The 13,829-nt window shown below is 66.6% G+C and carries 16 protein-coding genes; 10 read left to right on the top strand and 6 right to left on the bottom strand.

The annotated features are described in order from the left end of the window. A partial coding sequence (locus QZ471_RS08240) for a histidine kinase dimerization/phospho-acceptor domain-containing protein (RefSeq protein WP_363286884.1) occupies positions 1 to 727 on the bottom strand: 727 nt, incomplete at its 3' end. Positions 728 to 1,329: 602 nt separating this feature from the next. Here QZ471_RS08240 and QZ471_RS08235 point away from each other — a divergent pair. From QZ471_RS08235 to QZ471_RS08225, 3 genes are all read left to right on the top strand, one after another. Beyond that, on the top strand, positions 1,330 to 1,827 hold the full coding sequence (locus QZ471_RS08235; protein WP_295462559.1) for a hypothetical protein: 498 nt from the start codon (positions 1,330 to 1,332) through the stop codon (positions 1,825 to 1,827). A 39-nt stretch (positions 1,828 to 1,866) separates the two neighbouring features. Next, positions 1,867 to 2,280: a hypothetical protein gene (locus QZ471_RS08230; RefSeq protein ID WP_295462557.1), complete on the top strand. Its 414-nt coding sequence runs from the start codon at positions 1,867 to 1,869 to the stop codon at positions 2,278 to 2,280. A gap of 71 nt (positions 2,281 to 2,351) precedes the next feature. Continuing rightward, positions 2,352 to 2,852 (top strand): hypothetical protein, encoded by a 501-nt coding sequence (locus QZ471_RS08225; RefSeq protein ID WP_295462555.1) that lies wholly within the window; start codon positions 2,352 to 2,354, stop codon positions 2,850 to 2,852. 62 nt (positions 2,853 to 2,914) lie between these two features. Here QZ471_RS08225 and QZ471_RS08220 read toward each other — a convergent pair whose 3' ends face one another. Further along, complete coding sequence (locus QZ471_RS08220) at positions 2,915 to 3,604, bottom strand: YoaK family protein (protein ID WP_295462553.1); 690 nt, start codon at positions 3,602 to 3,604, stop codon at positions 2,915 to 2,917. Positions 3,605 to 3,730: 126 nt separating this feature from the next. On the opposite strand from QZ471_RS08220, the gene QZ471_RS08215 reads away from it, so the two are divergent. Beyond that, the gene (locus QZ471_RS08215) at positions 3,731 to 4,576 is read left to right on the top strand and encodes an EamA family transporter (RefSeq protein ID WP_295462551.1); all 846 of its coding nucleotides are present in this window, start codon (positions 3,731 to 3,733) and stop codon (positions 4,574 to 4,576) included. 54 nt (positions 4,577 to 4,630) lie between these two features. Further along, positions 4,631 to 5,695: a zinc ribbon domain-containing protein gene (locus tag QZ471_RS08210; protein ID WP_295462549.1), complete on the top strand. Its 1,065-nt coding sequence runs from the start codon at positions 4,631 to 4,633 to the stop codon at positions 5,693 to 5,695. Between the two features lie 9 nt (positions 5,696 to 5,704). On the opposite strand, the gene QZ471_RS08205 is transcribed toward QZ471_RS08210, so the two are convergent. Then, positions 5,705 to 6,499 carry an OBAP family protein gene (locus QZ471_RS08205; RefSeq protein ID WP_295462547.1) on the bottom strand — a complete coding sequence of 265 codons (795 nt, stop codon included), beginning with the start codon at positions 6,497 to 6,499 and terminating at the stop codon, positions 5,705 to 5,707. Between the two features lie 229 nt (positions 6,500 to 6,728). Here QZ471_RS08205 and QZ471_RS08200 point away from each other — a divergent pair, with 229 nt between their 5' ends. The 5 genes from QZ471_RS08200 (at position 6,729) to QZ471_RS08180 (ending at position 9,844) form a co-directional block, all read left to right on the top strand. Beyond that, positions 6,729 to 7,487: a ParA family protein gene (locus tag QZ471_RS08200; protein WP_295462563.1), complete on the top strand. Its 759-nt coding sequence runs from the start codon at positions 6,729 to 6,731 to the stop codon at positions 7,485 to 7,487. An 80-nt stretch (positions 7,488 to 7,567) separates the two neighbouring features. Next, positions 7,568 to 8,260 (top strand): AzlC family ABC transporter permease, encoded by a 693-nt coding sequence (locus QZ471_RS08195; RefSeq protein WP_295462545.1) that lies wholly within the window; start codon positions 7,568 to 7,570, stop codon positions 8,258 to 8,260. Beyond that, positions 8,257 to 8,568: an AzlD domain-containing protein gene (locus QZ471_RS08190; protein WP_295462543.1), complete on the top strand. Its 312-nt coding sequence runs from the start codon at positions 8,257 to 8,259 to the stop codon at positions 8,566 to 8,568. Before QZ471_RS08195 ends, QZ471_RS08190 begins: the two co-directional genes overlap by 4 nt. 36 nt (positions 8,569 to 8,604) lie before the next feature. Next, positions 8,605 to 9,444 carry an AraC family transcriptional regulator gene (locus tag QZ471_RS08185; RefSeq protein WP_295462542.1) on the top strand — a complete coding sequence of 280 codons (840 nt, stop codon included), beginning with the start codon at positions 8,605 to 8,607 and terminating at the stop codon, positions 9,442 to 9,444. A gap of 10 nt (positions 9,445 to 9,454) precedes the next feature. Next, positions 9,455 to 9,844 (top strand): DUF2934 domain-containing protein, encoded by a 390-nt coding sequence (locus QZ471_RS08180; protein ID WP_295462540.1) that lies wholly within the window; start codon positions 9,455 to 9,457, stop codon positions 9,842 to 9,844. 13 nt (positions 9,845 to 9,857) lie between these two features. On the opposite strand, the gene QZ471_RS08175 is transcribed toward QZ471_RS08180, so the two are convergent. From QZ471_RS08175 to QZ471_RS08165, 3 genes are all read right to left on the bottom strand, one after another. Beyond that, positions 9,858 to 11,171, bottom strand: a complete 1,314-nt coding sequence (locus QZ471_RS08175) for a PAS domain-containing protein (RefSeq protein WP_295462538.1) — start codon at positions 11,169 to 11,171, stop codon at positions 9,858 to 9,860. 128 nt (positions 11,172 to 11,299) lie between these two features. After that, positions 11,300 to 12,238: a GNAT family N-acetyltransferase gene (locus QZ471_RS08170; RefSeq protein ID WP_295462536.1), complete on the bottom strand. Its 939-nt coding sequence runs from the start codon at positions 12,236 to 12,238 to the stop codon at positions 11,300 to 11,302. Between the two features lie 69 nt (positions 12,239 to 12,307). Beyond that, positions 12,308 to 13,627 (bottom strand): Na+/H+ antiporter NhaC family protein, encoded by a 1,320-nt coding sequence (locus QZ471_RS08165; RefSeq protein WP_295462534.1) that lies wholly within the window; start codon positions 13,625 to 13,627, stop codon positions 12,308 to 12,310. Between the last annotated feature and the right edge of the window lie 202 nt (positions 13,628 to 13,829).

The following is a 13,829-nucleotide window of genomic DNA, read 5'->3' as shown; positions in this document are numbered from 1 at the left end:
GACTCTCCAGGGAGCGGTCGACGTTGTCCACCAGTTGCCGCTCCGCCGCGCCCAGGTTGGCATTGCGCAGGCAGGTGGTGAACAGGCCCAGGGCATGGATCGGCTGGCGCAGGTCATGGCTGGCCTGAGCCAGGAAGCGCGACTTGGCCCGTTGCGCGGCCTCGGTTTCGCGCATTGCCCGCTGCAAGCGATCGAGCAGATAGTAGATGTAGCCGGGCACGATCAGGGTGGTGATCAGCAGCGCCAGGGCTACCGCCGGATACTGGCGCAGGAAGGGCATGCCGGCCACCAGGATACCCAGGCAGAGCAAGGCGAAGGCGGTCGCCAGCAGCAGGTAACTACGGCCGAATCTGAGGCCATTGCCCACGGTAATCCAAACCACCACGCCGTGCAGCAGGAGGTAGTTTTCCCCGATGACCAGCGTGGAGAAGGCGATGGTACCGTAGTCGATGACCATGCCGACCAGACGCCGCCAGAAGACGGCACCTGGATGACGACCGATATGGAGCAGCAACCCGGTGGCGATCAACAGGAAGCAGGTGTGGACGACCAGAATGGTCAGCAGCACCTCGAGGCCCACTTTGCCGTTCAGGTACAGCACGACGACATACAGCGTCGCCAAGGTGGCGATGACCAGGCGAATACGCGCCTGACCGCGTTCGGCATCGGCCCATTGCATCGCCGGCAAATCATTGCGCAGGCTCAGGGCGAAGCGCGAATTCAGCATGGACCCAACTCCTGTAGTGCCGAAGACGCGAACATCCTGCTTCGACCGTCGACTGAAAGGCGCCTGGAACACCAGGAACAGTGCGAGCTCACTCTTCTCACGGCTTATAAAAACGCTATCGAGCCTTGATCGAGTCCACGCGGAAGCCTTCCCCGAGTCTGCCCGAAAAACCGCCAAGTCACACCTGTACATCTGTACTAGCCCCGCCCCCTAACAAAACAAAGAGAGGTCGAAAGCAAAGTACCGCGGGAGAATTGAGCTGGTAAGTCGATGCGAACCGAGCAATACCGGACCTATCAAGAAGTTTTCACGATAACCATTAGCGCCAATCCAAACCAACGCCTTGGCAAGACGTTTCCTTGCCTCGCTGGTAACTAGTGCATCTGTACTATTCCTCGCAAAAACCGCCTTTACCTAGACTTTCCCGACCTTGCCGCTCTTGCTCGGCCACATCGGGTGACGGCATGCCGGCGGCATCGCCCGGATATTTCCCGCCAACCATGCATTCAGGGCAGCGGCTCCCAACTCGCGGCCGCTGTCTCTGGCCAGGCCCATTGCCGCTCTGCGGCGCGAAATCAGGATCAATCCTCAAGGGAGCGTCCATGCGCATCTTTCTGCGAAACAGCCTATTTGCCACCCTGTCGGCGTTCATGTTGGTCACGCTCAGCGGCTGCCAGGGCGGCGGTCTTGGCGATATCACCAATCCTATGAGTGGTGGGGGCAAGAAGTATGAAGCGGCCTACCTGAAACAGAATCTGATACCGGGCAAGACGACCAAGGATCAGGTATTGCAAATGTTCGGTACACCACACGATGAGAGCGCATCCTCTTCCAATGGTAGCAACGAGGTGAACTGGATTTACGAAAAGAGCCAGGAACCCAGCTTGGATAAATACCTGAACGTAGCCCAAAAATATGTTTCCACGGATACCTTCTGGAAGATCAATAACGCCAAGGTCGAAGCGAACAAAGGCCAGGACGTCATGAATGACGTCAATACTGTCACCGGGAACAAAAAGACAATGTCGAGTGGCGCGGTGGGCTCTCGCCTGTCGATCTACTTCCAAAACAATGTGGTCGACCACTATTACCTAAACTAAGCAACTTTTCTTGACCCAATAACGGAACCAGAAACAGCAATGACCGCTCAAGGGTTTGCCATGTACAGCCAGTACCTCCTGCTCCTGGTGACTTGTGTCACCGGCTTGACCGCCCTTTCCGCCCAGGCGGAAGACCGGGCCTGCACCCTCGAAGGGAAGGTCAACGCCCAGGGCACCCAGGTGGACACCAAGGACTGCATGGTGGTGAGCGCTGAACTACCCGCTGCCAGGCTCAAGGAGAGCTGCACGGCGCTCGCCCAACTGGCCGCCATGGGCGGTGGCGGACCGGCCAAGATCACCTATAGCGAGAAGTGCCCCGCCACCCCCCAGGCGGTCTGCAAGCACTTCATGGGGCAACCGGTGGATTACTACTACTACCGCCGCGATGCCGAACTGCTGGAGAAGACCCGCAAGGGTTGCGGACAAACGGGTGGCACCTGGTGGACGCCTTAGCGGGCAGAGCTCATCGGCTATCTCCACCGAACAGAAGTCCTCGCGCCCCTCGTCTCGAAAAGGAATCCCTCATGAAAAGATACCTGCCCTTGGCGTTCATCGCCCTGCTGTCGGGCTGCGAAAGCCTGGATAGCGCCATGTCCGCCACCAACAATGCCCTCGGCACCACTGGCGACCTCTTGAACGGCGACCTGAGATCGCTCTCCGCGACCCAGCAGGCCACGCTGTCGGACATCTGGAAGGATTGGCAGCAGAACGAGGTCGCGGCCAAGGACAAATGGAGCCTGAAAAACCTGGCCATTCCAGGCGTCGTGACCCGGGTGACAACCACCGGAGTGATCACCAGCCAGAACAAGATCGTCGTGGTCTTCAACGACCCGACCAACTCCAAGTGCTCTGGTCAGGCCATCACGCGGGATGATCTGCTGGTCAACAAGAAGGCCACCAACAAGCTCAAGAAGGGTGATCGCGTGACCGTCACCGGGGTGCTCAATAGCGATCCTGCCATGTTCACCGACGACCCCGACAAGTGCTGGTTCACCATCGGCAATGCGCAGATCACCGCGAGCTAGCGATCCTGGGCAGGTGCGTCCGCCGCGGATGACGCGCAGCGGCGCGCCTTGCCGCTACCGGCTCAATTCGCCAGATAACGTAACTGCCAACCTCGTGGCACCAGGCGAAACGCCACCGCCAGCACGGCCGCCAGGCCGCTGCTGACGAACAGCGCGGCAAGACCCAGGTGACGCTCCAGCAAGGCCCCCAACACCCCGCCGAGCAGCATGCCGCCCCAGGGCACCAGCTGGCTGCGCCAGCCCGGCCGGCGCTCGCCCAGCAGCCAGCGCCCGAGGCCGCGACCGAAGCGCGACAGGGCGCCGGTCACGTAGGTGAGGCCGATGGGCAGGCCATTCACCTGTTCCACCGCCGCATTCACCATGCCCATGGCGAAGATGGCCAGCAACAACGCAGCCTCCGCGTTCGGCAGCCAGGCGGCCAGGGCCAGCAGCAGTGCCAGGAACGCCAGCAGCAGGCAGGCACGGCGACCACTGAGGCGCTGGAACAGCACCCCACCGGCATTGCCCAGGACGAACACCAGGATGGCCAAGGCCAGCTGAACGGCCGGCCACCACTGGCCATGGCCGAGATCGGCCGCCAGGCGCGTGGTATTGCCGCTCATGAAGGAGACGAAGTTGCCGGTGGCGAGAAAGCCGATGGCGTCGGTCATGCCAGCCAGGATCGACAGCCCGGCGACCAGGGCCAGCCCGACCCTGCCCTGGCGCGCCTCGACCTCGGCGGGTAGCGACGTAGACAGCTGCTGCGACCCCATGAACCCTCCTGGTCTGGGTGACGACAACTGGCATTCTGCGCCGTGCCGCGCCCCGCCGCCAAGCCGATCAACCACCGGGCCGGGAGCTTCTTGCTAGACTCGGGAGCTGACCCCGTCGGAGGCCTCGTGACCACGCCCCTGTTCGCCCTGGTACTGCTCGCCGCCCTGCTGCACGCCGGCTGGAACGCCCTGCTCAAGATCGGCCTCGACCGTTTCCTCACCGCCAGCCTGATCCAGATCGGCGCCGGCAGCGCCGCGCTGCTCGCCCTGCCCTTCGTCGCCGTCCCGCCCGCTGCCGCCTGGCCCTGGATCGCCCTCTCCGCCCTGCTGCACATCGGCTACAACGCCTTTCTCGCCCGCGCCTATCGCTACGGCGACCTCGGCCAGGTCTATCCGCTTTCCCGCGGCAGCGCGCCGTTGTTGGTCAGCGCCGTGGCCTTCTTCGCCCTGGGCGAAGCCCTTTCGCCACCTGCCCTGCTCGGGCTGGGCCTGCTGGTGACGGGGCTGGCGCTGATGGCGCTGCTCGGTGCCCGACGGGGGACGCCACCGAGCCTGGCGCTGCTGGCCTGCGCCTTCACCACCGGGACCTTCATCGCCGGCTATACCCTGGCCGATGCCCTCGGTGCCCGCGCCAGCGGCGATGCCGTGGCCTATGCCCTCTGGCTGTTCGCCGTGAACGGCGCGGTGGCCGCCTTGGTGCTGCGGCTGACTCGTGGCGCCCAGGCCTTCGTCGGCCTCGGTCCGCACTGGCGCGCGGGCCTGGCCGGCGGGGTGATGTCGATGCTGGCATACAGCCTGGTGATCGTCGCCACCACCCAGGCGCCCATCGGCCTGGTCTCGGCGTTGCGCGAGACCAGTGTGCTGTTCGCCCTGCTGATCGGCGTGTTCTGGCTGCGCGAGTCGCTGCCGCTGGGGCGTGTCTGTGCCGGCCTGGCCATCGTCGCCGGGGTGGTGGCGATCAAGTTGGCCTGAGCGGCGCCGGCGCCGACCGGCTAAGCTGAGACCTCTCTCGACCAGGACGGACCCATGGGCAAATCGCTGCGACTCTCGGAAAAGTGGTTCAACCGCGGCCTCTGGCTGCTGGCACTGGTATTCGCCGGCTTCCTTATCGGCCTGGGCGGCACCCTGGTCGGCGACCTGCCCCAGGTGGAGCGCCAGCAGAGCCTGGACGACTTCATGGACCCGGCGGCCACCGCCGCGGCGCGAGATGACCAGCGCCAAGCGAACCGGGCCCGACGCGATGCCCAGGACGCCCTCGACCAGGCCCAGTTGCAGCAGGCCGCAGCGGCGCGCAGCTACCAGGCCAACCGCGAGACCTTCGACAACTGGCTGGCGACCCGCCAGACCACCCAGCGCCCCGAGCAGGACGCCGAGCTGATCGCCCGCAGCCGCGCCCTGGATGAACTCAAGGCCAGCGAGCGCACCGCCGAGCAGCAGGTCGAGCGGCAGCAGCAGTTGCTGCTGAATTCCGAGCAAGGGGCCGAGAGGGCCCAGCGACGCCTGGCGGAGCTGTCGGCGGCAGCCCAGGATGCCTGGCTCGACGCCCGTCGCCAGGCCGAACTGCGCGTCTTCCTCTATCGGCTGGCGCTCACCCTGCCGTTGCTGGCCGTCGCCGCCTGGCTGTTCGTCCGCCAGCGCCAGAGCCCCTGGTGGCCCTTCGTCTGGGGCTTCATCTTCTTCGCGCTGTTCGCCTTCTTCGTCGAGCTGGTGCCCTATCTACCCAGCTACGGTGGCTACGTGCGCTATCTGGTAGGCATCCTGCTGACGGTATTGGGTGGGCGCTACGCCATCCGCGCCCTGCAGGACTATCGCGCCCGCCTGGCGCTAAAGGAAGCCCAGCCGGATACCGTGCGCCGCGAAGAACTGCATTACGACACCGCCCTGGCGCGCCTGGCCAAGGGCGTCTGCCCCGGCTGCGAGCGCCCGGTGGATCTCAAGGACCCGGGGATCGATTTCTGCCCGCATTGCGGCATCGGCCTGCACGACCACTGCGGCACCTGCCAGACGCGCAAGAGCGCCTTCGCCCACTTCTGCCATGCCTGCGGGGCAGCGGCGCGTGGGTCCGAGCGAAGTCCGGCGGGCGCGTCCTGATGGCACCTCTCAGGGCTTGTTCGAACTAGTGTTGACGCCCTTTTCGGTGTGCTCGCCGGCGTGCTTGTGCAACTGGCCGGTGGGGTCCTGCAGCTGGATGACCTGGCCCTGCTGCCAGGCATCGGCGCCGGGGGCCACCGCGGGGGTCGGCAGGTCGGCGCGGGCGGCCTTGGTCTCGGCGCTGGAGATGCCCAGGCGGCGGTCACGCTCGGCGAGCAGCTTGGGATCGAGCTGGCCATCGGCGGTGAAGCCCATCATCAGTTGGGGGACGCCCAGGGGCAGCTCCAGGTCCTGATCGGTATGCCAGGTGTGCCAGGTCTTGCCGTAGGTGTGCACCAGCTTGTCCATCAGCCGGTGCTCGGCCACCTGGGGCACGCCGGGGGCGACCAGCTGGCCGGACTTCACCTCGTGCACATGGCTGTGCCAGAGCGCCTTCTCGGCAGCGGGCAGGGTCTTGAACAGCCGTTCGCTGATGATGTACTCGACGCCCATCAGCTTGGCCTCGGCAACGTTGCCGTCGTAGATCACGCACTGGTACATCTCTTCGCCCAGCACGCTGCAATAGTGGTGGGCTTCCATCTGGCTCTTGGGGTGGCCGTTGTAGAAGTGGAAGCCGTCCAGGTAGGTGTTGAGGGCGGCGATGGGTGGCTTGCGCTGCAGCACATCGGCGCCGGCTTCGAGAACGCGGGTGTCGGTCTGGGCGGGCGCGCCCGGCACCGGTACCGGCGACCGGGTGTCGCTTGCGGCCTCGGCCAGGGGGGCGCAGGCGAGCAGTAGCAGAACGGGGAGCCGGGAGGCGGTCATAGCGGATTCTCGCAAGGGACTTGCCGAGTTCGAAGGCCGGCCGAGCGCCAAGGTTCCACCGCTGCGCTAGGCTCGTCATACAGCTGTCATGCAAAGGCCATAAATTCGTCATCATCCGGCCGCGGTGTTTCGGTATAAGCAAAGCGGTCGCTCGGGCCTCGCGCCTCTGGCTTTCCATTTCTGTCGGGACGACTCCATGAACGCACACAGCTCCCCTTCCGGTCAGGCCCTGCGCCGGGTGGTCTTCAACAAGAAGGGCGGCGTCGGCAAGTCCAGCATCGCCTGCAACCTGGCGGCAATCAGCGCCCACGAGGGCTATCGCACCCTGCTGGTGGACCTCGATCCCCAGGCCAACTCCAGCCAGTACCTCACCGGCCAGGTGGGTGACGACCTGCCGCACGGCATCGCCGACTTCTTCAAGCAGACCCTGAGCGGCGGCAAGAAGGCCCAGGCCAACATCCATGCCACCGCCTGGCCGAACCTGGACCTGATCGCCGCCTCCGGCGAGCTGACCGAGCTGCAGTTCAAGCTCGAGTCCAAGTACAAGATCCAGAAGCTGGCCAAGTACCTCGACAAGCTCGGCGAGGACTATGACCGCATCTACCTGGACACCCCGCCGGCGCTGAATTTCTACAGCATCTCGGCGCTGATCGCCGCCGACCGCTGCCTGATCCCCTTCGACTGCGATGTCTTCGCCCAGCAGGCGCTGTACGACCTGATCGAGGAGCTGGAAGAGATCCGCGAGGATTACAACGAAAACCTCGCGGTCGAGGGCATCGTCATCAACCAGTACCACGCCCAAGCCAGCACCCCACGCCAGCTGATCGAGGAACTCCAGGCCCGCGACCTGCCAGTGCTGGCGGCGCCGCTGATGGCCTCGGTGAAGATGCGCGAATCCCACCAGCAGCATCGCCCGCTGATCCATCTGGACCCGAGCCACAAGCTGACCAAGCAGTACCTGGAACTCTTCGCCCTGCTGGAAGGCTGAAGCGCCAGCGCAAGAACGTTCAAGACGACCGCGACGCGACTCGGCATCCTGGGCCTCCCCCGTCACCCGGAGCCCTGCCGATGCCCCCTTCCCGTCGCCGCGCCTTCGCCCAGGGCGCCTGGCAGATCATGCCGTTGTCGCTGGCCTGCGCACCCTGGGGCATCCTGGTCGGTGCCCTGGCCATCGAGACCGGACTCAGCGTGCTGGAAGGCCAGGCCTTTTCCCTGCTGGTGTTCGCCGGCGCGGCGCAACTGGTGGCCCTGGGCATGCTCAAGGCCGGTGCGGGCCTCGCCGCCATCCTGCTGACCACTCTGCTGCTCACCTCCCAGCACCTGCTCTATGGCCTGCACATGAGACGCGTGCTGGCACCGCAGCCGCTGCCCTGGCGGCTGGGCTTCGGCTTTCTGCTCACCGACGAATTCTTCGCCCTGACCCACGCCGAACAACCGGCGGGCTTCGACCGCTGGCGCGCCCTGGGCATGGGCCTGAGTTTCTATCTGCTGTGGAATCTCTTCACCCTGGCCGGCCTGCTGCTGGGGCGGGTACTGCCGAACCTGGGCGCCCTGGGTCTGGACTTCTCCATCGCCGCCACCTTCATCGCCCTGGTGGTGCCCCTGGTGCGCGACCTAGCCACCGTCGCCTGCGTGGTCACGGCGCTGCTGGTCTCGGTCTGGCTGCATCAGCTGCAGTGGCAGGGTGCCCTGGTGCTGGGGGGGCTGGCGGGGATGAGCGTGGGCTTCGTCATACGGCGGCTGCGGGAGTCCTACGCATGATCCTCGCCACCCTGCTCGGCATGGCCGCTCTGGTCTTCTTCAACCGCTATCTGTTCCTCGAACCACGGCTGCCGCTGCGCCTGGGCCGCCACCTGCGCACCTTCCTGGAATTTGCCGTGCCGGGGATGCTCACCGCCATCTGCGGGCCCATCTTGATCTCGGGCGAGGCTTCGCTGGCTGCAACCTTGCTCAGTCCCTATCTGCTGGCCGGCCTGGCGGCGGTCGGGCTGATGCTCTGGACCCGGCGGGTGCTGACCACGGTGATCCTCAGCATGGGGGTGTTCTACCTGCTACGCTGGCTCCTCTAGCCCGACAGCAGAATCCGCCGGGGCCACGAGAGAGCCATGAACGGACTACAAGAAAACGCCCGCCTCTGGTCCGCCCGCGGGCTGGGTGGCGTCGAGTTGCTGCACGCCCAGTACCGGCGGCAGCGCTTCGCGCCCCACGTGCACGAGGGCTTTGTGTTCACCGTGATCGAGCGCGGCGCCCAGCGTTTTCGTCATCGTGGCGCCGAGCACCTGGCCGCGGCGGGCAGCATGGTACTGATCAACCCGGACGAGTTGCATACCGGCGCTACGGCGGTGGAAGAAGGCTGGCAGTACCGCGGTTTCTATCCGACGCTGGCGCAACTGGCACCGGTCTTCGCCGAGTTGGGGCGACCATTGCTGGGTACCCCGGCCTTCGCCACCAGCGTGCTGCAGGATCCCCAGGTGAGCGCCGCCTTTGGCCAGCTGCATCGGCTGGCCGACCAGGGCGCCGAAGCCTTGGAACAACAGACCGCCTGGCGTGAAGCACTACTGCTGCTGTTCGGCCGTCACGCCCGCCTGGGTGCCATCCCGGAGCCAGGTCGCGAACCCCTGGCCGTGCAGCGCGCCCGGGAATTGCTCGGTCAGCAGTTGCAGCAACCACCCAGTCTCGAAGCGCTGGCCCAGGCGGTAGGGCTGTCGCCCTTTCATTTCCTGCGGGTGTTCCGCCGTGCGACCGGCCTGCCGCCCCATGCCTGGCTCAAGCAGCAACGCCTGACCCGCGCCCAGGGCCTGTTGCGCGCCGGCTGGGCGCCGCTGGAGGTGGCCCTGCAGCTGGGCTTCGCCGACCAGAGCCATCTCACTCGTCAGTTCAAACAGGCCTATGGCGTGGCACCCGGTGCCTATAGGCGGGCCTGGCACGGTGAGGTCGCCAGGTAGAGGGTGACGAATGGTCAGCGCCGCTATAGCGGCAGGCCAGAGCGGAACAAGCGGCAAGACCGGTCCAGCCCCCAGCGACGGGCTCGAAACTTTTCGGCGCTGCCATGGGCCTAGTCAGGATGAGCGCCGGCACTCGCGGCCGCGCTCCCCTGCCCTTCTGCCAGAGGTCACCGCCACGAGTCTCGAAGAACGCATCCGCCAACGCGCCTATGAAATCTGGGAACGCGAGGGGCGGCCGCACGGCCAGGATTTCGAACACTGGTTTCGCGCCAATCGCGAGCTGGAAGACCAGTCCGACGACAACCTGACCCAGGTCGGCGGTATCCAGAGCAGTGTCGCCCCGCCGGCACCCAAGCCGCGCAGCCGCTCGCGCAAGAAAGCGACTGCCGACAACGCCTGAGGCTGGCGCGTCGCTATTTGCGGATCATGTTGGCCGCGCGCTGGGTGGCCTCGGAGGTATGGGTCGCCAGCTTGCGCACCTCGTCCGCCACCACGGCGAAGCCCCGTCCCGCCTCGCCGGCCCGGGCGGCCTCGATGGCGGCGTTGAGGGCCAGCAGGTTGGTCTGGGCGGCGATGCCCTGGATGGAACTGACGATCTCGGTAACCTTGTGCAGGTTCTCCTCCATGGCGCGGTGCTGGCTTTCCTGAGCCTCGCGCAGGGACTCCTGCTCATGCAGGGCATGGACATCGGCCAGGGCGCCCACGACCCGTAGCGGGGTGCCGTCGGCGGTGCGGCGGGTCTGGCCGCGGGCGCGGAACCAGCGGACCTCGTTGTTCTTCAGCACCAGGCGATAGGTGATGTCGAAGCCGGTGCGGCCGCTGCGATCGTTGATGTGCGAACCGAAGGCCTCCAGCACGCGCTCGCGATCTTCCGGATAGAGCCGTGAGGCCCAGCTGTCCAGCACGTCGGGAAATTCCTGGATGGTCTCGTAGCCGAGCAGGCGGCGGAATTGCGGCGACCACCAGAAGGGGTTCTTGGGATTGAGCGGATCGCCGGCGATCACTTCCATGTCCCACAGGCCATCGTTGAGCATCTCCCGCGCCAGTTCGAAACGGGTCAGGGTGACGTCCAGCTCCTGGTCGCGCAGGCGCTGGTCATGGATGTCGCGCAGCGAGCCGGCGACCCGTACCGGTACGCCGCGCTCATCGCGCAGCGTCGCACCGGTAGCCCGCACCCAACGATACTCACCGGACTTCAGGGCGATCCGGTATTGCACGTCGAAGGGCGTCTGGCCGGTGCGATCCTTCATATGGGCGGCGAAGGCATCCAGCACCCAGGCGCTGTCCTCGGGATGCAGGCGCTTGGCCCAGCTGCCGAGTTCACTGGGGAAGTCGCTTTCGTCGCGGAAGCCGAGCATGGCGCGGAATTGATCCGACCACCAGAAGGCGTTGCGCGGATTGACCGGATCGCCGGCCACCACTTCCATGTCCCAGAGGCCTTCACTGGAGCCCTGGCTGACCAGCTCGAAACGCGTCCCGAGCCGCTTGGCCAGGGACTCGCTCTCGGCCATACGCGACGTCAGGGCGGCATTGTCCTGACTCAGGTTCTGGATCTGCTGCTGCAATTCGCGCTGCTGCAACAGCAGTGCCTGGAGACCGGTGGCCAGGCGCGCCAGCGTGCGATCGCCCTGGAAGCTACCGACCTCGACAAGGGGGGTGGCGGTCTCGGTCGCGGCAGCCAGGGTGTCCAATGCACGCATGATCGAGTAGTGCTTGAGCAGGGCCATGATGGGCTCCTCAGGAGGGATTAGCCGCGGCAGCGCTGCGCGCGGTCCGGCTCTCCATATCGGCGGCGCCGCTTCGCTCTTTAGCCCGCCCTAGAGCCTTTTTTCACAGTCGCGACGAGCTGCTGCGATCAGCGCCAGTCATCCAGCAGCCAGACGTCGGGACGGTCGTAGTGCCCCTCGCCCCGGTGCAGGGTGATACCGAGGATCTCGCTGCGAAAACCCTGGGCCAGCAGCCACTGGTAGGCACCCAGGCGGGCGGTGTTGACCCCGGCCAGCAGTCGCTGCTGGCCGCACGCCCGGGCCAGGCCATCACAGGCGGCGATGAGCCGGGCGAAGCGGGTCTCGGCGTCCGGGCCCGGACGCACGGCGGCGCACTTGACGTAACAGACGCCCGCGCCCGCCTCGCTGCGCGGACCGAAGTGGCAGACGGCGAAGCCAGCGAGGCGACCGTCGTCGCCGTGGAGGAACAGGCTGTCGCCCAGATCCTGGTCGCGCACCGCGCTCACCTCGGCGGAGACGTCCAGTCCCGGCGCATTGGCGGCGCCCAACTCGGCACAGGCCGCCAGCAGGCCCGCTGGATCGGTGGCCTGGGAAAAGCGCAGCGCCGTGGTTGCGACCGGCTCACCCAGTGCGCGCCCCATCACTGCCGTCAGGGTCCGGGGCCAGAAGTCGAAGCCCTGGTAGAGCCCGAGGTGGCGTGGGCTGTCGGGAAAGGTGAAGAGCCCAGCGTGCTCCAGCTGCCAGGCATCCAGCTGCTCGACCGCGGCGCCCATCAGCGCCTTGGCGACCTTGGCATCCCAGTAATCGGGATGCACCGCCAGCGGCCCGAGGATGCCGTGGCGGCCCCAGCGGGTGACGCACACCGCGCCGACCAGGCGCGTCCCGTCCAGTGCCTTGAACCAGGCGGTGTGGGGCGCGACGAAGCGACTGCGCACATAGTCGCGGTCGTTCCAGAACTCCCCCGGTTCGGCGGCGCCCATCCAGGTGGCAAAGGCCAGGCGGACCACCTCGGTGGCAGCGGGCAGGTCGGCGGCGGTGAGGGGTTCGATACGGATGGATACGGGCATGGGCGACTCCTGGGCGATAGGCCTTGGACCCGCCTGGCCGCCGCTTTGCACTCGGGCAGCAACCGCTGGTTACAGCAGCAGCACCGCCGCCCAACCGAACAACAGCATCGGCAGGCTGAAGTGCAGGAAGGACGGCACCACGGTGTCCCAGATATGGCTGTGCTGGCCGTCCACGTTGAGGCCGGAGGTAGGCCCCAAGGTGGAATCCGAGGCCGGCGAACCGGAGTCGCCCAAGGCACCGGCGGTGCCGATCAGGCAGACGATGGCCAGCGGCGAGAAGCCCAGGTGCAGGCACAGCGGGCCGAGGATGGCGGCGAGGATGGGCACGCTGGAAAAGGACGAGCCGATGCCCAGGGTCACCATCATGCCCAGCAGCAGGAGCAGCAACGCGCCCAGTGCGCGGTTGTCGCCGATCAGGCCGGCGGCGGTGGCGGCCAGGTCCTTGATCTGGCCGGTGGCGGTCAGCACCTCGGCGAAGCCACCGGCGGTGAGCATGATGAAGCCGATCACCGCCATCATCTTCGCGCCCTCGCTGAACAGGTCGTCCGCTTCGCGCCAGCGCACCACCCCGGTAGCGGTGAAGACCACGAAGCCGACCAGGGCGCCGAGGATCATGGAATCCAGCCAGAGCTGCACGCCGAAGGCGGCGACCACGGCGATCAGCGCCACCGCCAGGGTCCGGCGGTTGTAGGGCCGGTCGGCCCGCTCGGTGCGTGCCACCAGGCTGAGGTCGTAGCGGCGCGGCCGGCGATAGCTGACGAACACCGCCAGCAGCAGGCCGACCACCATGCCGAGCGCCGGCAGCAGCATGGCGCGACTGGGATCGACGCCGCTGACGTCCACCCCGGCGCGGGACACGCTGGCCAGGAGGATGTCGTGCAGATAGAGGCTGCCGAAGCCCACTGGCAGGAACATGTAGGGGGCGATCAGGCCGAAGGTCATGACGCAGGACAGCCGCCGGCGATCCAGCTCCAGGCGCGTCAGCACATAGAGCAGCGGCGGCACCAGCAGCGGGATGAAGGCGATGTGGATGGGCAGGATGTTCTGCGAGGCGATGGACACCGCCAGCAGCAGGCCGAGCAACGCCCAGCGCAGCGAGCGTCCGCCCTGGGCCGCCTGCCGCTCCATCAGCGCCAGGGCGCGATCGGCCAGCATATGGGCCAGGCCCGACTGACTGATGGCCACGGCGAAAGCCCCCAACAGCGCGTAGGACAGCGCCACCTTGGCACCATTGCCCAGGCCGGCGTTGAAGGCCAGCAGGGTGCCTTCCAATCCCAGTCCGCCGACCAGCCCACCGGCCACCGCGCCGGCGATCATCGCCACCACCACGTGTACCCGGGCGAGACTCAGCACCAGCATGAGTCCTACCGCCACCACCACCGCATTCATCGCCGACTCCGTACCGCCAAAAGGGCGCGCACTCTGCCGCAGCCTGGCGTGGACGTCAAAGGCGGGGGATGGATGGCTGCGGGCGCGGCTTATCCACAGTCGGGACGCCACGATCCGGGTGGAAAACCCGGCCGACACCGGCGCTCGACCAGGGCTGGGATCGCCGGGGTGCGCCGTCATTCGCGCCAGCATCGGCAGCCAA

It is taken from the genome of uncultured Pseudomonas sp. (genome assembly GCF_913774235.1).
GTDB lineage: Bacteria > Pseudomonadota > Gammaproteobacteria > Pseudomonadales > Pseudomonadaceae > Chryseomonas.
The sequence above is the reverse complement of the archived record's forward strand: the minus strand, read 5'-3'. Positions and strand labels throughout refer to the sequence as shown.